This window comes from Pseudomaricurvus hydrocarbonicus (genome assembly GCF_011602365.1).
In the GTDB taxonomy this organism is placed as follows: Bacteria; Pseudomonadota; Gammaproteobacteria; order Pseudomonadales; family Cellvibrionaceae; genus Pseudomaricurvus; species Pseudomaricurvus hydrocarbonicus.
In genome coordinates this window covers 1-21,974 of the sequence record NZ_JAAONZ010000029.1, presented here as the reverse complement: position 1 = coordinate 21,974, position 21,974 = coordinate 1, and the positions used below count along the sequence as shown (strand labels likewise).

At 55.3% G+C, this 21,974-nt stretch carries 17 protein-coding genes; 2 read left to right on the top strand and 15 right to left on the bottom strand.

The window, feature by feature from the left end; translation table 11 throughout:
- Positions 1-77: 77 nt before the first annotated feature.
- Both G8770_RS22665 and G8770_RS22660 read right to left on the bottom strand, forming a co-directional pair.
- Entirely contained in the window at positions 78-1,709 is a 1,632-nt protein-coding gene (locus tag G8770_RS22665; protein WP_167192295.1) for a SulP family inorganic anion transporter, read from the bottom strand.
- A gap of 199 nt (positions 1,710-1,908) precedes the next feature.
- A complete protein-coding gene (locus tag G8770_RS22660) occupies positions 1,909-2,571 on the bottom strand; it encodes a carbonic anhydrase (protein WP_167192294.1) in 663 nt (220 codons plus the stop codon).
- Positions 2,572-2,679: 108 nt separating this feature from the next.
- Between G8770_RS22660 and G8770_RS22655 the strand changes: the two genes are divergently transcribed.
- Positions 2,680-3,636, top strand: a complete 957-nt coding sequence (locus G8770_RS22655) for a hydrogen peroxide-inducible genes activator (RefSeq protein WP_167192292.1) — start codon at positions 2,680-2,682, stop codon at positions 3,634-3,636.
- 78 nt (positions 3,637-3,714) lie between these two features.
- On the opposite strand, the gene G8770_RS22650 is transcribed toward G8770_RS22655, so the two are convergent.
- The 7 genes from G8770_RS22650 to G8770_RS22620 all read right to left on the bottom strand — a co-directional run bounded on the left by G8770_RS22650 (position 3,715) and on the right by G8770_RS22620 (position 10,756).
- Positions 3,715-4,851, bottom strand: a complete 1,137-nt coding sequence (locus tag G8770_RS22650) for an AI-2E family transporter (RefSeq protein ID WP_243760644.1) — start codon at positions 4,849-4,851, stop codon at positions 3,715-3,717.
- A gap of 139 nt (positions 4,852-4,990) precedes the next feature.
- Complete coding sequence (locus G8770_RS22645) at positions 4,991-5,878, bottom strand: DUF4010 domain-containing protein (RefSeq protein WP_167192290.1); 888 nt, start codon at positions 5,876-5,878, stop codon at positions 4,991-4,993.
- Between the two features lie 578 nt (positions 5,879-6,456).
- Positions 6,457-7,170, bottom strand: coding sequence for a transposase (locus G8770_RS22640; RefSeq protein ID WP_167192288.1), 714 nt, complete (start codon positions 7,168-7,170; stop codon positions 6,457-6,459).
- Positions 7,171-7,356: 186 nt separating this feature from the next.
- The gene (locus G8770_RS22635; RefSeq protein ID WP_167192286.1) at positions 7,357-7,842 is read right to left on the bottom strand and encodes a hypothetical protein; all 486 of its coding nucleotides are present in this window, start codon (positions 7,840-7,842) and stop codon (positions 7,357-7,359) included.
- Complete coding sequence (locus G8770_RS22630) at positions 7,842-8,720, bottom strand: hypothetical protein (protein ID WP_167192284.1); 879 nt, start codon at positions 8,718-8,720, stop codon at positions 7,842-7,844. The genes G8770_RS22635 and G8770_RS22630 overlap by 1 nt, the downstream gene beginning before the upstream one ends.
- A 974-nt stretch (positions 8,721-9,694) precedes the next feature.
- Complete coding sequence (locus tag G8770_RS22625; protein ID WP_167192282.1) at positions 9,695-9,880, bottom strand: hypothetical protein; 186 nt, start codon at positions 9,878-9,880, stop codon at positions 9,695-9,697.
- A gap of 9 nt (positions 9,881-9,889) precedes the next feature.
- Positions 9,890-10,756 (bottom strand): VOC family protein, encoded by an 867-nt coding sequence (locus G8770_RS22620; protein WP_167192280.1) that lies wholly within the window; start codon positions 10,754-10,756, stop codon positions 9,890-9,892.
- 602 nt (positions 10,757-11,358) lie between these two features.
- On the opposite strand from G8770_RS22620, the gene G8770_RS22615 reads away from it, so the two are divergent.
- Positions 11,359-13,179, top strand: coding sequence for a C1 family peptidase (locus tag G8770_RS22615; protein ID WP_167192278.1), 1,821 nt, complete (start codon positions 11,359-11,361; stop codon positions 13,177-13,179).
- A gap of 223 nt (positions 13,180-13,402) precedes the next feature.
- On the opposite strand, the gene G8770_RS22610 is transcribed toward G8770_RS22615, so the two are convergent.
- The 6 genes from G8770_RS22610 to G8770_RS22585 form a co-directional block, all read right to left on the bottom strand.
- Positions 13,403-14,410, bottom strand: a complete 1,008-nt coding sequence (locus G8770_RS22610; RefSeq protein WP_167192276.1) for an alpha/beta hydrolase — start codon at positions 14,408-14,410, stop codon at positions 13,403-13,405.
- A 201-nt stretch (positions 14,411-14,611) separates the two neighbouring features.
- A complete protein-coding gene (gene fba / locus G8770_RS22605; RefSeq protein WP_167192274.1) occupies positions 14,612-15,676 on the bottom strand; it encodes a class II fructose-bisphosphate aldolase in 1,065 nt (354 codons plus the stop codon).
- Positions 15,677-15,829: 153 nt separating this feature from the next.
- On the bottom strand, positions 15,830-16,990 hold the full coding sequence (locus tag G8770_RS22600) for a phosphoglycerate kinase (RefSeq protein WP_167192272.1): 1,161 nt from the start codon (positions 16,988-16,990) through the stop codon (positions 15,830-15,832).
- Positions 16,991-17,081: 91 nt separating this feature from the next.
- Complete coding sequence (gene gap / locus G8770_RS22595) at positions 17,082-18,137, bottom strand: type I glyceraldehyde-3-phosphate dehydrogenase (RefSeq protein WP_208022465.1); 1,056 nt, start codon at positions 18,135-18,137, stop codon at positions 17,082-17,084.
- Positions 18,138-18,332: 195 nt separating this feature from the next.
- Complete coding sequence (gene tkt, locus G8770_RS22590) at positions 18,333-20,333, bottom strand: transketolase (protein ID WP_167192270.1); 2,001 nt, start codon at positions 20,331-20,333, stop codon at positions 18,333-18,335.
- A 369-nt stretch (positions 20,334-20,702) separates the two neighbouring features.
- Positions 20,703-21,812 carry a patatin-like phospholipase family protein gene (locus G8770_RS22585; protein WP_167192268.1) on the bottom strand — a complete coding sequence of 370 codons (1,110 nt, stop codon included), beginning with the start codon at positions 21,810-21,812 and terminating at the stop codon, positions 20,703-20,705.
- Positions 21,813-21,974 lie beyond the last annotated feature (162 nt).

Genomic DNA, 21,974 nt, shown 5'->3' with positions numbered 1-21,974 from the left:
CGCACTCAAACGGCCGCCAAAACGAAAACCGGGGACGCAAGCGTCCCCGGTGAGTTGATCAGGTGACCCATAAAAACCTACGCGGGGCTGGCCAGGCCCACCGGCTGCAACGCCGGGTTCTGCAAGTGCTTCACTGCGGCCCTGAGCGCCGCACTGCGGTCTTCAAACACCCGGTCGGCAGGCAGGCCGCCGCTGAGTTCTTTGAGAGCGTCGTAAACCGAGTCACTCATACCGGCCAGGTAGAGCTGCTTACTGCGTGCCCGGGCGTCGGTGGCAATAGTTTCCACCGCCAAAATAGCCGACACATCAAGACTGGGCACCGCGTTAAAGTCCAGGATCAGCACCTGGGAACCCTTTTCTGTGCGCATGCGCACATGATGGCCCAGGTCCGCCGCCGCCCCAAAACTCAGTGGGCCACTGAACTCGAACAGCGCGATGTGATGGCGGTGCTCCTGCAAAATCGCCCGATCTTCTTCTGAGTCCAGATGCTCAGGCAGATGCTGCAGAGAAGCCAGCTGCAACTGCGCCACCTGACGCACAAACGCCAGCGCAGCCAGCACCACACCCGCGGCCACCGCAGTGATCAGATCCACAAACACCGTCAACATCAGCACCAGAGCCATCAACAACAGATCCCAGCGCGGCCCGCGGTGAGCGCGCTTGAGGTAACTCCAATCGATGATGTCCAGACCCACTTTCACCAGAATACCGGCCAGTACGGCGTGCGGAATGTAACTGGCCAGCGAACCCAGCCCCAACACTACCGCCAGCAGTACCAGCGCGTGCACCATGCCCGAAAGTCGACTGCGTCCACCGGAGCGAATATTCACCACCGTGCGCATGGTCGCGCCGGCACCGGCAATACCGCCGATCAGCCCAGCGAAGGTGTTGCCGATTCCCTGACCGATCAATTCGCGGTTGCTGTCGTGGCGATCGCGGGTCATATTGTCCGCCACCAGCGAGGTCAACAGACTGTCCAGTGACCCCAGCACCGCCAGGATAATCGCCGCCTCAACCACCAGATACATGCTGTCACCACCGAACACCGGCCAGTGAAGCTCGGGCAGGCCTGTGGGGATCGCGCCAAGAATCGGCACATCCAGGGTAAAGTAGGCCAACAGGGTGCCGGCGATCAGGGCCGCCAGCGGCGCCGGCAGGTACTTCGCCAGGCTGCCCGGCCAGCTGTACACCATGGCCAGGGTGCCCAGCCCCAACAACAGGTTGGCCCAGTGAATATCGGTGATCGCGGTGGGCAAAAACTGCAGTGCATTGAGCGTACCGCTGGGGGAATCGTGCCCCAGCAGCGGGCTCAATTGCAGAATGATAATGATCGCCCCGATGCCGCTCATAAAGCCGGAGATCACCGGGTAGGGCACCAGGCGGATGTACTGCCCCACGCCAAGAAAGCCAAACAGCACCTGCAACACACCGGCCAGCATCACCGCCGTGAAAATCAGACTGGCATCCCCCGACAGGCTGGCAAACAGCCCCGCCAACACCACCACCATCGGTCCGGTAGGCCCCGAAATCTGGGGCGCCGTACCGCCAAACAGGGCGGCGAAAAAGCCCACCGCAATGGCGCCATAAATACCGGCAATGGGACCCAGCCCCGAGGCAACCCCCAGCGCCAGGGCCAGTGGCAGGGCCACCACACCAGCGGTAATACCGCCGGTCAAATCACCCCGCAGGGTCGAGAAATCCAATTTCATGTGTCGTACCTCTTACACAATGGTTACAGAATCAATGGTTACTGACTCAATGTTGCACGGACGCGATCTAGTCTTTGCATCACAAAACTGACGCTCACTGACGTGAGGCTGACAGAGACAGCCACCACATCAGGAGGAGATGAACACCCGAAGCCGGGTATCGGAACTGCGTATTTGAACTGACTGCTGGAGTCGGCGATCAGGCTTGATTTGCCTCATCCGCCTGACGCAGCAGGCGCAAACGGTAGGCTTCATCCATGGGTTCAAACGCGCCGGTTTTTTCGTTGTGGTACAGCACTTCACCGCTGGCGATGTTGTACACCCAGCCGTGAATGGTGAGGTTGCCACTGGCCAGGCCGACGGCTACGGCCGGATGGGTGCGCAAATGCTGAATTTGCTGGAGCACGTTTTCGCAGGTGACTTCGTCCAGGTGATCCTTGCACAACTCACCGTGACGATGACGCACCACCTCAGTGGCGGAGCGGCAGTGGCCCAGCCACTCCTTGACGTGGGGCAGGTTGTCGAGTTGTTCGGGGGCAATCGCCCCTTTCATCGCGCCGCAATCGGTGTGACCGCACACCACAATGTCGGTAATACCCAGCGCCGCCACGGCGAACTCGATGGACGCGGTCATACCGCCGGTCTCGTTGCTGTGCGGGGGCACAATGTTGCCGGCATTGCGGCAGATAAACAGTTCTCCAGGCTCGGTCTGAGTCACCAGATTGGGGTCAATGCGGGAATCGGCGCAGGTGATGAACAACACCTCCGGGTTCTGGCCGTTGGCCAGCTTGGCAAAGGCTTCGCGTTTGGCCGGGTAAACTTCATTTTGAAAGCGGGCCACACCCGAAATGACATGATCCATAGCAATACCTCGTGGACTGTGAAAATATGGAACGCATTATTTATTGATAGCTTAATAAGATGATATACAATCTGGCGATAACCTAAGATTATCAAGGATTACCCCCCTATGCTCAACTACACCAGCCTTGCCACGACCAAACTGCCGACCCTGAGGCAGTTGCAATACTTTGTGGCGGTGGCCGATATCAAGCACTTTCGCAATGCCGCTGATGAATTGGGCGTTAGCCAGCCAGGCCTGACCACGCAGATCGCCGCCCTGGAAGAAACCTTGCAAGTGCCCCTGTTTGAGCGTTCACGCAGTGGCACACGCCTGTCGCCTGAAGGCCGGGAACTGCTCGCCAGCGCCCGCGATGTGTTGCTCAGCATGCAGGGTTTTCTGGATCAGACCGCCGTCATTGCCGGTGGCCAGCAAATTACCTACAAGCTTGGCGTGCCTCCCACTCTCGGCCCCTACCTGCTGCCCAACGTGCTACCGGATTTGCACAAGCGCTTTCAGCAGCTCAAGTTCTATGTGCGCGAGGCCCCACCGCGCAACCTGCAGCGGGGTCTGCTGGAAGGTGAGTACGACCTGGCCATCCTGCCTCTGCCACAGACCTCCATGGAACTGGCGGTAGAGCCGCTGTTTATGGAGCCGCTCAAGTTTGTGATTTCCTCCGATCATCCGCTGGCCGGTCAGGACAAGATATCGCCGCAGCAGCTGCGCGGGGAGCGGGTGCTGACGCTGGAAGAGCACCACCACTTTCACCACGAAGTGCTGGAAATCTGCCTGCGCCTGGGCGCCGAAATTCATCGCGACTACGAGGGCACCAGCCTCGATACCCTGCGGCAAATGGTGGTCATGGGACTGGGGGTCGCGTTCCTGCCCGGCCTCTATGTGCACTCGGAATTGCACGACCCGGAAGCCTTGCACGTGGCGGAAATTCGCGGCCAGCGCATTACCCGGGGCCACGGTCTGGTGTGGCGTGCAACAGCTCCGGGGCGTCAGCACTACCGGGAATTGGCGGCTCAGCTAAAGCAGATTGTGCGTGAGCGTATGGGGCCGGTGGTGGAGGTCATCGATTGATGCCGGGAACAGTGACCGCGGCGGTTTTTTCCCGCCTCGCGACCTCCCGCAGAAACCACAGGGCCTGACCGCAATCGATCACTCCAAAAACTCGTCCGGCTCGTCCCGCTCCGACGGCAGGGTATTAAAGTCCAGAATAAAAATCTGCCAAAAGGCGATAAACAACACCGCCACCAGCGGGCCGATCACAAAACCGTTCATGCCAAATATCGCAAAGCCCCCCAGGGTCGACAGCAGCACCATATAATCGGGCAATTTGGTGTCCCGCCCGACCAGCAGCGGGCGCAGCAGGTTATCCACCAAACCAATGATGATCGCACCAAATAGCGTCAGGATCAGGCCTTTTTCCCAACTTCCCACCGCAAACAGATAGATGGCCACCGGTCCCCAGATGAGGCTGGCACCGACCACCGGAATGAGCGACAAGATCACCATCACCACGCCCCAGAAGACCGCGCCCTTGATGCCCAGCAAGAAGAAAATCAAGCCGCCGAGACTGCCCTGAATAATGGCCACCACCAGGTTGCCCTTGACGGTGGCGCGGGTCACTTCGGCGAATTTTTTAAACAACAGTGCCTCGCGCTCGTCCCCCAGCGGCAGTGCGCGAATCAGCAAACTGATGAGGTCGGGACCGTCGCGCAACAGGAAGAACAGCAGATACAACATCAGCGCCAGACTGACGACAAACTGCAGCATGTTCTGACCAATGGTGAGGGTATTGCTCGCCGCCCAGCGACTGACCGTACCGGCACTTTTGGTGAGCATCTCCTTGACCAGGGACAGGTCGATTCCAAACCGATCCAGCAACGAATTCACCCTGGGAAAGCCGGTGCGGATTTTATCCAGGTACTCCCCCGGGTTGATCTGACCGCTCTGTATCAACTGGTACAACTCACCGGATTCCTTGACCAGGGAACTCAACAAAAACAGTGTCGGCCCCACACCCACCAGAATGCACACCACCAGGGTCGTCAGCGCCGCAAGATTGGGCCGCTGCCAGTGTTTCAACAGATATTGATAGAGGGGATAAAACAGGATGGTGATGACACAGGCCCAGAACACCGGGCTGAAAAAGGGTTTCAGCAAATAGAGAAACAGCAGACTGACGACAATCAGCAGCATCATAAAGCTGCGCCTTTCCATACGACCGTGCGCCTGGTGAGCCTTGTGATGTTCCAGCTTCATGGGCCGATTGAGTTTGGGCAGTTCTGGCATATTGAGTTCCTTCTGCGACAGCCGAGGTGCAGTACTGGGAGGACGGATTGGCTTGATAGTAGCACTTTCTTTGGGTGCTTTCTTTTGGCCTATTCGCGATTATTTTCGTTACAGCTCTCAACTGGAGCGCCAATGATGGCTAAGGTGATGACATTAACCGCGAAACGATCAGGGTGACACCGATACTGATCGCCAGACTGCCGAAAAGGACCGTCACAAAGAACCCTTTTCGACTTAGGTTTGACCCCTTAAGCACCAGAAAGGATTTACTGAGGGTGTTGCCCAGAAGAATGACAAAAAATACCGTCATCAAGTCAATATTATCTGGGCTCAATGACCACTCCGTCATTATTGAGGCGAGGATAGCATGGGCTTCAAACAGCGAAATCAGCAAGGTACTGATAAGAATTGACAGCCCGAAGTTATTCCCAATGACATGCATACTGTAAATAAGCACTAAAATGATGACTGAAAATTTGACGACATTTTTCCAAATGATCGGATGGTCATTGAGCAACTCTATATCCACCTCCGGTTCCGCCGCCTTGTCCGCTAAAGCCACCTTGTCCGGTAATGGCCCCAAAAAATAATTTTTATTGAGACACACTATGACGGCCACAATACACAGCAATTGCGTCAGGAAAGGCACATAAAAGATCAAGGTGAACGGCTCGGACAGAAAAAAGATAATGAACACACATTCCAGCAACATCGCGCACAGCGCAAATAACAACGTCAGCAGCAGATCACGATCACTGCTGGAAGCAAACTTGCTGTCATTCAGTGTCTGTAAAAACACCGCCGTACTGGAAATAAACCCGCCCAAAAAACCCTGCAACTGAAACCGGCTGCGCTTGGCCATCAGGTGAAAACAAAAAAAGCTGAACAACTCCAAACTCGCGATCAATGGCACGATTTTCAGTAGGGGGACATAGGCCGCCACCACGTACATCACCGCCAGCAGCGCCATATCAAACCAGATGTGTGAATGTTTAAAGTGATAACTGAGCGGTGTTTTATGCTCCATAGAATCAGGCCATGATGTCAGCGGTCAAACGTGGCTCAGACTTTCTGCCTTGGGACCTGGCGGAAACAAAGAACCGACCTCCATTTATAGGTAGCAATACTTGTTATTGTCAATTACCGGAACACGGTCTATTACCAGCCATTATCAATCATTCGCGGTTTGCGTGAAGCGTTACCACTCAATGGGCTGCCCTGCCAATCCAGATAACTGAGCTCCCCATCCAGGGGCACCTCATTCATAATGCCAATGAGCTGGCGGGCCACGAATGAGGGGGTGAATAACTTCTCTTTGGGAACATTGGCCTGGAAATGGTGAAAATGGGGACGGAGGGATTATTTATTAATCAATTTCGAGGCTGATAAAATTTTAATCCATCCGTCCCCATTTATCCTTGATAATGTACATCAAGTTTGGGGCCAGAAAAAAGATGATTAAATAGAGTGTGAGAGTCCAGCTCTCCAAAAGAACATCGGTTAAAGTTTTAGGCATTAATTCAGGAGACAAGCCAAAAGCCGAGATATGCCCTAGCCAAAAGAATACAGGGGGTTAGAATACTTAGTGTATCAATAGGGTCAGAGTCATTGAAATCTTAATTTCCTAAACTTGATTGAACGCCTATCACCGCCTCTATTTGCAGACTTCGCCTTTCTTCCAGTCTTTTCTTCAAAATTTTTAATAAATTTCTCACTGCCCAAAATAGAGGCCCTTTGACAGGCTTCACGAATGGCCTGGAGATCCACTTGTTTCATCTTACCCCGAAAAAGAGAGCGATAGTTCGCCTGTCTTTCCTGATCATCCACCCCAAGTGCGAGGTACTCATCGTGAGGTGTAATAAGCTCAATTTTTCGACCAACAGCATTGTATTGATAACTTGACCATGGGTACTCAGAAGCATGTCTGACCATGTTAGCCCGCACAGGGTTCAGTTCTATATATTGATAAACCATGAGCAAATAGCGCTCAGAATCAACCAATGAAGACTTGTAGCGACCCTCCCACAGCGTCCCAGTCCGCTCATACTTCTGGTTGAAATAGCGTACATATTGACGCCCCAATGATTGCATCATCAGTCCAACTCCCTTTTCATCTTTGGGGGAGACCAACAGATGAACATGATTGGACATTAGAACAAAAGCGTGAATTGCAACCCGGTATTGGACAGCTGCTTTTCTGAGAAACGCCAAATACGCTTTATTATCCGCGTATGTTAAAAAACAGACTTCCTTGTTATTACCCCGTTGGACAAGATGTTGGGCACAGCCCGGCAGATACAACCTTGGCATCCTTGCCATAGTCATTCCCTCACTGGATTTTGTGGGAGGATACTACAACAGCGCAAGGATTTATCAAAACTTGATCAATCAGAGTCACTTCAATGACTCTGACCCCGTTGATCTCCGTTGATCTGATCTCGTTGATCTGAAGACAACTTTAGACAGGCTCAAGGCGAACGACGTCGGGCTTCAGTACCGGACTATCTAAGATTGGTTTTGATGGTTTGAAGTGTGTTTTTCACGAATTAATGCATCACAACTGGTTTCGTTATTTGTGAAATAGAATTTGCTATACAGAAACCAGTGATAATTGGCACCGTCACAGATACGATAGTCCTTTTCATCGGTGTATTTGGTGACGGCATAATGAACCACATGAGGTAATAAAAATGCTACGACAAGACTGGCTCCAATACCTTTCTTAAACAAAGACTCTTTGGCAGGTGTCAGAGATTTTCCTAAGATTCCTTGAATAATACCTCCGGCAGTGAGCACAAGAAGGCCAAGTCCAATGCCCAACATATACACTGAGCCTTTATCGAAACCTATAATGGGTGCATCCAGTCTAATTTGAGATATCAGATTCGTAATACTGAGAAAGAACCAAGCCAATGAAGCAATTGTTAATACAAGAAAAAAACTGACGCTTAAGAATCGCGCCATTGGAGATGATTGTTGCTCTGTTTGCATCAGTAAAGTCTCGGCCTTTGAGAAAGAAATTTATCCAAAGAATGTCGTACGGTATTAATTAAAATTGTTTTTGCCGAATCGATCGCATAATCAAAAATTGAATCAACTACTTCTCCAGCTTGTTGATATAGGCCTTGTTTTACATGCTCAATTCGGTTTTCTATGTTTTCGGACATACTATCCAATCCTGCTATGACTCGATCAGTAATGCCATAGTGTTCATCTAGGGCACTCAAGGCCATAGAGGTTCCCACACCGACTAAGACCACTGCTGCAATTGGTCCTATTGCTACAGTAAAGCCCATAGCAACGACTGCAGAAGCTGCCGCTATTGAAGCACCAGTCGCGAGGCCTACTTTAACAATATCCGTTGCTAGAGAACCCACCAATTGAGTAAGAGTTGCTCCGTCAGTCAAAAAGTAATCGACGACTCTGTAAGCAGATATCAAGACAATGGATAAAATTCCACCAGACTTGGCGGCGTGTACTGCGCCTGATTTACCCAGCCCCATCGTTATGACTTTAGGGTTTTGAATACCGTACTTTGTACCCGTCAGTATATTCCGTAAGCCTGGGTGCCCCTTTAGGATGATATGGGGCCTTCCTTTATATGATTTTACATAGGCTTTCGTCGTGAACCCGCCCAGATCACCCAGCAATTTGCTAAGGGTTCTCAGATCATCGACGGATGCATAGTAACTCGTACCTACCTCAGCTTTACTTTTGAGTTTTTGCCACATGTCTTGAATGCCAGGCATGTTACTTTTAGGTGAAGATCGAACTATTGCGTCCATCTCTTCAAGTGAGATTACGAAGATTTCATGTTGATTTGATGTTATCTGCTGTTTTAAGTTTTGCTTTTCTTGGTCAGTAAACATATTTTTTCATTCCTTTGATGCATTCCCTGAACGTTAATTACCCTGCTTGCCCTATGGATAACCAACTTAGTCTAAAAGCAAGTAATCAGTGTATATAGTCAGTCCGTGAACGTATCATAACTCATAAATGAGAGCTGTGATTAGATTCGCTAATGTATGTGATGACCAAGTTTTCAAGATTTTATTAAGACTAAAGTATGATTTCATGAAAGAGACTTTCGTTTCTTGTAGCGGTCACAAGCCTCATTCCGTTGATTGATCACTCTAGGATCATGACTTCCCATCGCCTCTATTGTCGCTGCATTGCACGCCGATTTCGCCAAGCTTAAATCCGACTTTTCTTCCGAAGCTTTCAGCTTGGCGACAACCGGCTTGAAAGTTACCGTCGCATTGCAATACATATTCCTGGATTTGATATACTCCAATCTTGACTGGGGCTGGCGCTGAGGTTCTGACAGATCTCGTTGAACATTCTGCCAGCCTTCATCGTACACTCGGAGTGTTGGGCGATATTCTGAGAGGTATTGGCACAGACCGAATTGGATCTATCTGCCAGAGTTGATGTTGAAAGCGGAAATGGGGACGGAGGGATTATTTATTCATCAATTTCGAAGCTGATTAAACTTTAATCCCTCCGTCCCCATTTATTTGCTTAATTTCAATGACTCTGACCCCGTTGATCCCTGATCCTGGACCCCGTTGATCGGACCCCGTTGATCGGACCCCGTTGATCGGACCCCGTTGATCGGAGGATACTACAACAGCGCAAGGATTTATCAAAACTTGATCAATCAGAGGCACTTCAATGACTCTGACCCCTTGATCCTGAAAGTAGTACCAGTAGAGCGTAGAGACGAGCCTGGCTCGCCCCGGCGGGGATGTGTGTAGAAGAAGGAGTGCAGCAGCAGGAGTCGCTGTAGATGTAACTCAGAAGTTGTTGAAAGGCACTATCCTTGAGCGAGCTAACCCCAGCTTCAATTCGGACGGCCACTGATACCCACATGGGCTTCGGGGCGCACGTGGAAACCGCCGTTGTAGTAGTTCACGTCCAGGCCGAGGTTGGCGTGCGGTGTGACGCTACACCCCGAGAGCAGCAACAGTGCGCCGAGCCCGAGGGCCAGCAGGACGGTGCGAGCGATCAAGGTTGTGTGAGATTGCATGGGTTCCTCCTATTCCTGTTCCTGTTCCTGTAAGAGCATGGCGGCGCCGGTGGGGTCCTGGATTAAGGCCAGTCGGCCCGAACTCACTGGCGGATCGAGAATCACGGCAACCCGCCCTCCCCACTCAGAGACTCGCCCGACGGTGGTCTCAAAATCGCCCGTGGCCACCACCGGTATCCATTGGTTGCGCTGATCCTCGAAGGGATTACTGGAAATGGTCGCCAGCTTCAGGCTGCCTTTTTTCAGCAGTTGCCGACCGCCGTCCATGCTCTCGACCTCCAGTTGAAACACCTTCGCATACCAGGCCGCCGACGCCTGGGGGCTAGTGGTGATGAGTTCATGCCAGATCCACACACCGTCATCCACCGGTTCAGCGTCATCTGCGGCCGACAGCTGCAGGACCTCAAACACCGCGCCTTGCGGATCCTGCACCAGCGCTGACAGGCCCCGGTTGGGATAGGCGCGCGGAGGCAACAGGACTTTACCGCCGTTCTCGCTGACCAGCGCCAACGTAACGTCGAGATCCGGAGACTGCATGGACATCAGCCAGCCGCCGGACTTCAAACCCCACTCCATGGCCAGGGTGTCGACCATCCCGCCCACCAGCCGACCGTCGTTATCGTAAATCGAGGTGTAATATTCGGTGGTCGACACATTCCAGCCCAGCACGTTCGCCATAAATTTACCGCTGGTCTCTACGTCCGGGCTCAGCAAGTCATGCCATACCACCGTTTGGTGTGCGCTCGCTGAAATGGCTGGGAGTTCAAGTTTGGAACTTTGACAGCCCACCAACACCCCCAAGCTGATGCACATCACCAAGAAACGGTTGACGGCTCGCGCCCGCCGCGAAGTTCGGTGTAAACAGTTTTTATTCATAGCCATCGCTTCCTGGTGTAGTCCTGATCTGAGTATTCACGGTCGGTGTACTCCTGGTCTGAGTTTCACGGTCGTTGCCGCCGTTGTTTATGTATGCCCGATCGCCAGCGAGGGTTGCACCGCACTACCGGCAACGCCCCGGCCCGGATGCAATCTGTTACAACGCCGACCGGTGCACCACGTCACTGAATATAAATACGGCGTTACTGAATATAAATAAAGCTGAAACCTAATAGCACAGAACGTCAGTATGAGAGACCGAAAAACAATTAAACTTGTGCCAAATTCAAGAAACTTTAAAAAAACAAATGAATCTGTACTAAACCATTAAGACCGTCCTAAACATTTAAGACGCAGTAACAATAGTAGACGGTTTATTCACAAGTGGTCGGTTTATACAAATCGTAAGGCGGTTTATGCAAACAGCCGCCGGTTTTGCATAAAGCGGCCGTGCCCGGAAGCTCAATCGCACCGATGCACCCGTGAATCATCCGTTAACAATTTCGCCGCAGAGGGCGAGTTAAAGGCATCGTCCAGGTCGGCGGCTGGCGCGCTGAAACCACGGTTTCCCAGGCGCGACTCAAGCCTCGGGGAGAGCCATCATGAATTCCTACCCAACCAGGGAAGAATTAAACGTCGAAGCCGACGCACCGGATTTTCGCGACATTTACTACTCGCCGTCGCTGCTTCCGCTCAAAAAACGCGTTCACCCACCGGGCAACCTGTATATCCTCAATCAAGGCACCGAGGGGGCCTGCACCGGCTTTGGCCTGGCGGCGACGATTAATTTACTGTATCGATTTCAAGAAAAAGAGGCCCGCGTCAGCGCCCGCATGCTCTACGAAATGGCGAAACGGTACGATGAGTGGCCCGGTGAAGACTACGAGGGTTCCAGTTGTCGGGGCGCGATTAAAGGCTGGAAAAACACCGGCGTCTGCCGCGAACAGCTCGCGCCCTATCAACCCAAACAGACCAGCTTTCACATCACGCCGGACATTTCCGAAGACGCAAAATCCAACACCATTGGCGCCTACTATCGCCTGCGCCCCCAAATCACCGACTACCATTGCGCCATCAATGAAGTGGGTGTCGTCTTTGTTTCCGCCAAAGTGCACAAAGGTTGGTATCACACCGAAGCCAATGACGAGGGTGAACATTACATTCCGCCACACCAGGAAAACATCGGCGGCCACGCGTTCGCCATCATCGGTTACAACGACAGCGGTTTTTGGGTACAGAATTCCTGGGGCGAAGAACACTGGGGCAAAAGCGGAATCGCCCTGTGGCACTACGCGGACTGGGCGAAAAATATTATGGACGGCTGGGTAGTGCAATTGGCGTTGCCGACACCACAAATTTTCACCAGTGCCGGCTCGGTGGGCTCCGGCTCTGCAGCCAATCACCAGGCCAAACTCAGCTCAACGCCGCGACAGTTGATCGAACCCCACTTCGTGCATCTCGACGACGGGCATTACGACGATTCGGGCCGCTATTGGAGTAACGCACACCACATGACGCTGGTGCAGCATCATCTGCAACACGATGACTACCAGCACCTTCTGCTCTATGCCCACGGTGGCCTGAACAGCATCAAGGACTCGGCCACGCGCATTGCCGCCATGAAGGACACCTTTCTCGACAATGGCATCTACCCGTTTCACTTTATGTACGACACCGGGCTGGCGGAAGAACTCAAAGACATCATCCTCGGCAAACAGCAAGTCGCGGAAACCATTGCCGGAAGTTTCTCCGACTGGGTGGATCGCCGCATCGAAAACCTTACCCAAAAAGTCGGACGCGCACTCTGGCGAGAAATGAAAAACGGGGCTCGCAAACCGTTTGAACGCACATCGTCCGATGGCAGTCATACGGTGAAGCGGATCGTCACCACGCTGTCGTCGCTGGAGCGCAACGTCAAGCTGCACCTGATCGGCCACTCCACCGGTGCCATCCTGCAAGCGCACTTGCTGGCCATGGTCGGCAAACATTTGTCCGGGGTGCACATCGAAACCTGCTCGCTGTTAGCGCCAGCGGCCACGGTCGAGTTGTTCGAGAGTCACTACCGCCCGCTGCTGGAAAGTGGCCTCATCAAACAGCTGTGCATTTACAATTTGTCCGAGCAACTGGAACTGGATGACCACGTTGCCAGGGTCTATCGCAAGTCGCTGCTGTACCTGGTCTCACGCGCCTTTGAAGAACATCATGGCACCCCCCTGCTGGGCATGCAGAAATACAGCAAAGAGATCGAAAAAGATCAACTCGCCATTGAGCTGGTGTACAGCCGTGGCAAAAAAGGGCGACGCACGGCCAGTCACAGCCACGGCGGTTTTGATAACGACCCGGACACCATGAACGATGTGCTGCGACGGATCCTTGGGGAAAAACCAAAATCCCCGTTCACCCGGGAAAGCCTCAACTACTGATCAACCACTCAACCCATCAATGACGGGAAAGACACCTCAAACAACGAGAGGCTTTCATGACCGGATCGCCGTGACGTGGCTTGCACCAATAATGGCTTATGCCGCCGGTCAAGCTGGTGGCGAACCTGGTGTCTACAGCGTTCAACCTGGTGTCTATACTGTTCAGCCTGGTCATCGTCGATGATGTAAGCTTGTGCCCAGCTAAGCGTTTATGCCCACCGGCTCACGACTTTAGGTCTAACCAGTTTAAAACATGGGAAAACACTTTTTTCCGAAACGCTGCCGATTCGTTGACCAGCTGATGGCGCGCATTGGGAATCATCACCACCTTGGTATTGGGAAAGGTGGCACAGATGGCATCCACGTTGTATTTAAAATCCACCGTGGTATCGGCGTCACCCTGAATGATCTTCAAGGGCCGCTGCTGAACCGGATAAACCTGAAAATTCTGGACCCATTCCTCCATGGCCGAGGCCCAGCGCAGCGGCGTGATGCGCGCCTGCAGCGGGTCCCGGTGGCGCACAAAATCCAGAAAATCCTCATCGTGAGAGGTGAGGTTGTATTTGCGAGTGAGCTGCCCGGTAAACAATTTCACCACAGGAAAAAACCAGCGCGCGGTGCCCCAGCCTTTGGGACGAATCAACGGCGCGAGCAACAACACCTTGTCAATTGCGGATTGATTAGGAAAGGTAGCCACGTAATTCAGCCACACCGAACCGCCGGTGCTCTGGCCCACACCGTGCCATGGCTTTGGCATGTGTTGGCGGCAGTGGTCGAGGCAGGTCTGCAGCACTTCCCGATACTGGTCAAAGGATTCAATGCTCGCCTGCACTCCGGAGCTTAGACCGTGGCCAGGCAGGTCAAACGCCACCACGTTCCAGCCCTGTTGCAGCAGAAACCGAATCGCGTGTTGCATGAGGCCCACACTGTCGGTAAACCCGTGCACCAGAAAAATCGTGCCCTTGGCCGTCACCGTCCTCTTAGCCACTTCATCAGCGGATTGAAGCGAGGGCAGCCAGAGGTGGGCGGCGATATCAAACCCCGCCGCCGCAAACTTGCCCAGCAGGTGCTTGCGGCACAGGCCTTCCGTCGTAAAGTTGATGTGATAGTGATTTAAGTAATCCTGTACCGGTGAACTCTTCAGCCAGGCCGTTTGATCGGTGCACAGTGAAAAATCCAGCTGCGGAAGATCGGCTGCCAGTTGCTGCAGGGACTCAAAAGTCGGGGTCATGTGTTGTTTCGCACCATCAACGAGGGAAGTTGGTAACGAGTATAAGGGAGGGATTGGCGAGTAGCGAGTAGCGAGTAGCGAGTCAGCCCAGGCTGCCCTGTCTTGCGGCGCAATTCACCTTGAGCGAGGATTAAGGAAAGGAGTCGCGAGTGGTGCAACCGTATTCACGGCGGCGCCACTCGCTGGTAATCCATGGCGGGATTACTTGATCTGGGCTTTCAACTCACCACTGGCGTAGCGGGCAAACATCGCGTCCAGGCTGATGGGTTTGATTTTGCTGGCGTTACCGGCGGTACCAAACGCTTCGTAGCGCGCCATGCAGATGTCTTTCATGGCGGTGACCGTTGCGCTCAGGAATTTACGCGGATCGAATTCGCTCGGGTTTTGCGCCAGGAAACGACGGGTCGCACCGGTGGACGCCAACCGCAGGTCGGTATCGATGTTGACTTTGCGCACGCCGTGCTTGATGCCTTCGACGATCTGCTCAACGGGTACACCGTAGGTTTCCGGAATCTCACCGCCAAATTCGTTGATGATGGCCAGCCACTCCTGCGGCACCGAGGAGGAGCCGTGCATTACCAGGTGGGTGTTGGGGATGCGCTTGTGGATCTCTTTGATGCGGTCGATGGCCAGGATATCGCCCGTGGGGGGGCGGGTGAATTTGTAGGCACCGTGGGAGGTACCACAGGCAATGGCCAGGGCATCGACATCGGTTTTGGCAACAAAGTCAGCCGCTTCTTCCGGGTCGGTGAGCATCTGGTCGTGGGTCAGTTTGCCCACGGCACCGATGCCGTCTTCTTCACCGGCTTCACCGGTTTCCAGTGAGCCCAGGCAACCCAGCTCGCCTTCCACAGAGACGCCACACGCGTGCGCCATTTCGACGGTGCGGCGAGTCACCTCGACGTTGTAGTCGTAATCGGCGGGGGTTTTGCCATCTTCACCCAAAGAACCGTCCATCATCACCGAGCTGAAACCCAATTGGATAGAGCGCTGACACACCGACGGTGAGGTGCCGTGATCCTGGTGCATACACACCGGGATGTGGGGAAACTCTTCAATCGCCGCCAAAATCAGGTGACGCAGGAAGGGCGCGCCGGCGTATTTGCGAGCGCCCGCAGACGCCTGCACGATCACCGGGGAATCGGTCTGGTCAGCCGCTTCCATAATTGCGCGCATTTGTTCCAGGTTGTTGACGTTATAAGCGGGTACGCCGTAGCCGAACTCGGCGGCGTGATCCAGCATTTGTCGCATGCTTATCAGGGCCATGGTTTTGTCCTTGTCTGTAGTTATTACCAGTAGTTGGTTTGCCAGACGCTTAACGTCAGCCGTTAAAACGCCGTGCTTGTCATGTTGTTGGGTGAGTGGCAGTCAATGGAAACCGATCGCTTCGCACCCCTGCCCCGGCTCTGTCCGGCGGTGTTATTTGGCGCGCTCTTCCAGCATCGCCACCGCTGGCAACACCTTACCCTCTACGTATTCCAAAAAGGCACCGCCACCGGTCGAGATATAAGACACCTTATCAGCAATGCCGTATTTGTCGACCGCGGCCAGGGTGTCGCCACCACCGGCAATGGAGAAGGCCGGGCTGTCGGCAATGGCTTTGGAGATGGCTTCGGTACCGCCGCCAAACTGGTCAAATTCAAACACACCCACCGGGCCGTTCCAAATGATGGTCTTGGCGTCTTGCAGGATTTTTGCCAAGGCGGCCGAAGAGTCCGGGCCGATGTCAAAAATCATGTCGTCTGCGGTTACTTCTGAGGCATCTTTTAAGGTTGCCACCGCGGTCTCGGAAAATTCCGTCCCGGTCACCACATCAGTGGGCACCGGAATGTCGCATTTTTCCATCAGCGCCTTGGCATTGGGCACCAGGTCCTCTTCATACAGGGACTTGCCCACCGGCTGGCCACTGGCCGCCAGGAAGGTATTGGCGATACCGCCGCCGACGATCAGCTGATCCACCTTGTCCGACAAGGTTTCCAGTACCGTCAGTTTAGTCGAAACTTTGGAGCCCCCCACAATCGCCACCATCGGGCGTGCCGGATTGGCCAGGGCTTTCTCCAGCGCGTCCAACTCGGTCGCCAGCAGCGGGCCGGCGCAGGCGACCGGGGCAAACTTGGCCACACCGTGGGTGGACGCCTGAGCGCGGTGAGCGGTACCAAAGGCGTCCATCACAAAGATGTCGCACAACGCCGCGTAGGCCCTGGACAGGTCTTCGGCGTCTTTCTTTTCACCGACGTTGAATCGCACGTTTTCCAGCAGCACCAGCTCACCCTCGGCCACCTCCACGCCCGCCTGCCAGTCTTTAACAACCGCCACCTCGCGACCCAGCAGCTGACCCAGGTGCTCGGCCACCGGCTGCAAAGAAAACTCCTCGGCGTACTCCCCTTCCGTTGGGCGCCCCAAGTGGGACATGACGATAACCTTGGCGCCCGCCTTGAGGGCGAGCTCAATGGTCGGCAGTGCCGCGCGAATGCGGGCATCGCTGGTCACCACACCGTTTTTTACGGGGACATTGAGGTCTTCTCGGATCAGCACGCGCTTGCCGGCCAGATCCAGTTCCGTCATCAGTTTTACAGCCATGGCTGTCATTCCTCTTTAAGTTTAGATACGAGATGCGAGATGCGAGATGCGAGAAAGAACCTCCTGGCTCGTATCTCGCAGCTCGCATCTCTCATCTGCTTTTTTGCCAGGCCAGCACCACATCCAGCATGCGATTGGCATAGCCCCATTCGTTATCAAACCAGGTGAGCACTTTCACCAGCCGCTTGCCCGCCACCCGGGTCTGTCCGGCGTCGACGATACCGCTGCGCGAATCGTGGTTAAAGTCGCAGGACGCCAGTAACTCCTCGGTATAACCCAGCACCCCGTGAAAGGCGGTGGCGGCAGTCTGCCGCAGCATGCTGTTGACCGCTTCCACGCTGACGTCCTGTTGCACCACCACCGACAGGTCGATGGCCGAAACATTGGCAATCGGGACGCGCATGGCCTGAGCTTCAAAACGCCCCGCCAACTCCGGCAACAGGCGTTCAATGCCCTGCGCCAGGCCGGTGTCCACCGGAATCATGGAGTTGATGGCCGAACGGGTTTTGCGCAGGTCGGTGTGATGGTAAGCATCAATCACCGGCTGGTCGTTCATCGCCGAGTGCAGGGTGGTAATCACACCGCTGTCGACACCAAAGGCATCGTGCAGGGCTTTAATCACCGGAATGCTGCAATTGGTGGTACAGGACGCGTTGGAGACGATGGTGTGGCTGGCGCTCAGGGTTTGCTCGTTGACCCCATAGACGATGGTGGCGTCCACATCCGGCTGACCCGGCTGGGAAAACAGCACCCGCCTGGCCCCCTGGTCAATGTGGCGCTGCGCCGTCGCCCGATCACTGAACGCCCCGGTACATTCCAACACCAGATCCACCCCCAGGGCTGCCCAGGGCAAGTCGGTGAGGTGCTCGCAGTGCAGAACCTGAATGGCGTGATCGTCAATGTGCAAACAATCGTCGGCCACACTCACGGCACCGGGAAAGCGGCCGTGGGTCGAGTCGTATTTGGTCAGGTGGGCAATGGTTTTGCAATCGGCCAGTTCGTTGATCGCCACCACCTGCAGCTGGTCTTGCAGGCCTGCTTCGAACAGAGCCCGCAGCACACAGCGACCAATACGGCCATAACCGTTGATGGCCAGTCTGAGCGGCTGGCAAGAAGGAGATTGTTCGATGTTGGATGAGCTACTCAAGCGGATCTCTTACCCATTAGTGTGACGGCAGCAGTGGTGTGGTGGTTCAGGCCAGACGCCCTGATCAACGACAAGCCTGAGATCAGCGCAATGCCCTGAACTCAGGCCAGCCCATGGTCTCAGCAAAGCAGGCACGGCCGCAGCGCTGCAAAGCCCACCGCCGAACACCCCTGCTCGCCATCAACGTCTATCGATTCAGTCGATGACGTCTTCGACGGCGTTGACCACATTCTCAACGGTGAAGCCAAAGTGTTCCATCAACTCACCGCCCGGGGCCGATTCACCAAAGGTGGTCATGCCCACAACGCGGCCTTCGAGGCCCACAAACTTGTACCAGTAGTCTTCCTGAGCCGCTTCCACAGCCACACGAGCAGCCACCTGGATGGGCAGTACCTGCTGACGGTATTCCGCGTCCTGAGCGCAGAAAATCTCGGCACACGGCATGGAAACCACTCGGATTTTCTTGCCGTCTGCGGTCAGTTTGTCCGCCGCGGCGACGGCCAGCTCAACTTCGGAACCGGTGGCGATGAGGATCGCTTCCGGCTCACCAGCGCAGTCTTTCAGGACGTAGCCACCGCGGGCCACGTTGCTCAGCTGCTCATCCGTGCGCGGCTGAGGGGCCAGCCCCTGGCGGGAGAAAATCAGCGACGACGGACCGTCACGACGCTCAATGGCGGATTTCCAGGACACGGCAGATTCGACGGTGTCACAGGGACGCCAGACGTGCATGTTGGGGATGATGCGCAGGCTGGGGATTTGCTCAACCGGCTGGTGCGTCGGGCCATCTTCACCCAGGCCGATGGAGTCGTGCGTGTAGACAAAGATGCTCTGCTGCTTCATCAGCGCCGCCATGCGCACCGCGTTGCGGGCGTATTCCATAAACATCAGGAAGGTGGCGCCGTAGTTAACGAAACCGCCGTGCAGGGCGATACCGTTCATGATGGCACTCATGCCGAATTCGCGCACACCGTAGTAGATGTAGTTACCGCTGGCGTCTTTGGCCTCGACCCCTTTGCAACCACTCCACAGCGTCAGGTTAGAACCGGCCAGGTCAGCAGAGCCACCCAGCAGTTCCGGCAGCAGTGGGCCGTAGGCGTTGAGGGTATTCTGCGAGGCTTTACGGGACGCCACCTTCTCGGCCTTGTCCTGACATTCGCGAATGTAGGCATCGGCTTTTGCAGAGAAGTCCGCCGGCAGGTCGCCCTTGATCACGCGACGCTCGAATTCTGCCGCCAGTTCCGGGTGCGCCGCTTGGTAGGCTTCAAAACGCCCCTGCCACTCGCTTTCCGCTTTGGCGCCGGCGTCCTGAGCGTTCCAGCTGGCGGCGATGTCGGCCGGAATTTCAAACGGGCCGTGTTGCCAGTTCAGGGTCTTGCGCACCAGGGCGATCTCTTCGGCCCCCAGTGGCGCACCGTGACACTCTTCTTTGCCCTGCTTGTTGGGCGAACCGAAACCGATCACCGTTTTGCAGCAGATGATGGTGGGCTTGTTAGGCTCTGTGCGGGCGGCCTCAATGGCGGCTTTAATGGCGTTGCTGTCGTGGCCGTCGACGGCGGGAATCACCTGCCAGCCGTACGCCTCAAAACGCTTCGGCGTGTCGTCGGTGAACCAGCCTTCCACTTCACCGTCAATGGAGATGCCGTTGTCGTCGTAGAACGCGATCAGCTTGCCCAGCCCCAACGTCCCGGCCAAAGAACAGGCCTCGTGGGAAATGCCTTCCATCAGGCAGCCATCGCCCATGAACGTGTAGGTAAAGTGATCCACGATATCGTGGCCATCGCGGTTGAACTGGTCCGCCAGAATCTTTTCCGCCAGCGCCATACCCACGGCGTTGGTGATGCCCTGCCCGAGAGGGCCGGTGGTGGTTTCAACGCCCGGCGCGTAGCCGTACTCGGGGTGCCCCGGGGTTTTGGAGTGCAGCTGACGGAAGTTTTTCAGCTCTTCGATCGGCAGGTCGTAGCCGGACAGGTGCAACAGGGAGTAGATCAGCATGGAGCCGTGGCCGTTGGACAGCACAAAGCGGTCGCGGTCAGCCCAGTCGGGGTTGCTGGGGTTGTGCTTTAAATAGTCGTTCCACAGTACTTCGGCGATGTCCGCCATGCCCATAGGGGCACCGGGGTGACCGCTGTTGGCTTGCTGGACGGCGTCCATACTGAGGGCGCGGATGGCGTTGGCTAGTTCGGCACGAGATGGCATGGGCTCAGGGCTCCTGTTAATGCACTTTAAAATTCACCGTACACAGCACTACCCACAGGGTCTCTGCTTGAGCCCCGCAGGTAGTGTTGTGTACTTCATCCGCCAATGAACTTCAGCCCCGGCATCGCTCTGAGCAGTCATTGTCTGACCAACCATCAAAAACGCTGTCGAGGCTGTAACCTGGGGGATGCTAAAAAAGGGGCGCTATTTTCTCGCACTGGCCTGACCGGGTAAAGGGCGATTGAACAAAAAGAGAGCGAAAAATCGCCTTTTCATGTGGCAATTTTGCCTCAGCGCCCAAATTGGCATAGATTCAGCAGAAAAGACCACACCACTAGCAGGGCCTTTAGCCGTGGAGCGCTCTGGACGCTACAGCCCCAGTGGCCTCACGCGCTTCGCCAACTCTCCGGAATCGGACAGCTGCAGAAACTCTTGCCCCAGCAGGTGACTTTTATCCGCCACCTCCTGCCACAACCGTATTCGCTCGGCGTTGTTGTGGGGACGACTGGGGCTGTCGGCGAAGCGGGCAAAGTCCTGCCGGTCCGGCACCCGCCCCAACTGCGTGGCCGCAAAGAACCGGGGCGTGGGGTAAATCAATACCGCGCGGTCCAGCAAGTGTGGTGCCGCCTTGCGCCAGGGCAGAAACTTGTCAAACCAGCCCTCTTTGCAATCCGGGTAAAAGTGCGGATAGAGAATCAGGCCCTCTTCGGCCCGCCAGAAATTGCCCGGCACCGGATGGTAATCCAGCAGACCGCCATCGCGGTAAACCCCGGCGCCGGCGCCGGGGATGTCCTTCACGCCGTGCATGTAGACCGGAATCGAGCCGGAGGCCTTCAAGCCGGGGGGCAAATTTTCTTCGTTCAGCGCCACCGTCTCGGTGCGGTAGCCGTCCGGTGCGCGACCGTCATGGACATCCAGCGGAAAGCTGGCCCGCGGATCGTGGAACACCACCCGCTCCAGCTGGTTGCGCAAGGCCGCCCTGCCGCGCATGTTTTTCACCGCCGCGCGACTGCAGGCAGCGGTCTGGCGGCGCGGGTTGGCACTGGCCAGACCGCCGTGGCAACGCACCGCCCCACAGCCAAAGCGGAACGTCGGATGCGACAGTATCTGACCGACCTTGTCATCCCCGAGGGTCACTTGCAAAATCTTGCGAAATTCCAGTTCGATCGTGTCGGCCGTCACCCCCTTGGGGTAGCTTTGCTGGATGTAGGCCTCAGCCAGCGCATCCAGCCCCCGACCGGCGTCGCGGTGGCAGGCCGCCGCCAGCTTAAACGCCCCGACGGATGTGCCAAACAAATTGATGGGGTGCTTTACCGGTGCCAGCCACTGGGAAAAAATCGCCCGATCCAGGCCGTAAATCGCCAGCCACTTGGCCGCCCCCGAGGCGCCAAAGACGCTGCTGATGTGTTCCGGGGCAAGGCCGTCACGCTGAATTTGCCGGTAGGCACTGGCGCCGGCACGGATGGTAAGTAAGGTCATAGAAAATTAGTGGCTAGTTTCGAGATACGAGTGGCTAGTGGCTAGTTGTAGAGTTCAGAGAGGTTGTTCACACACCGCTTGTATAGGAAGCTGTTGGGTGTCGAATCCAAGTTCCATCAAGAGTGAGTGAACAACCTTGCACAAGAATGCTAAATCTTGCCC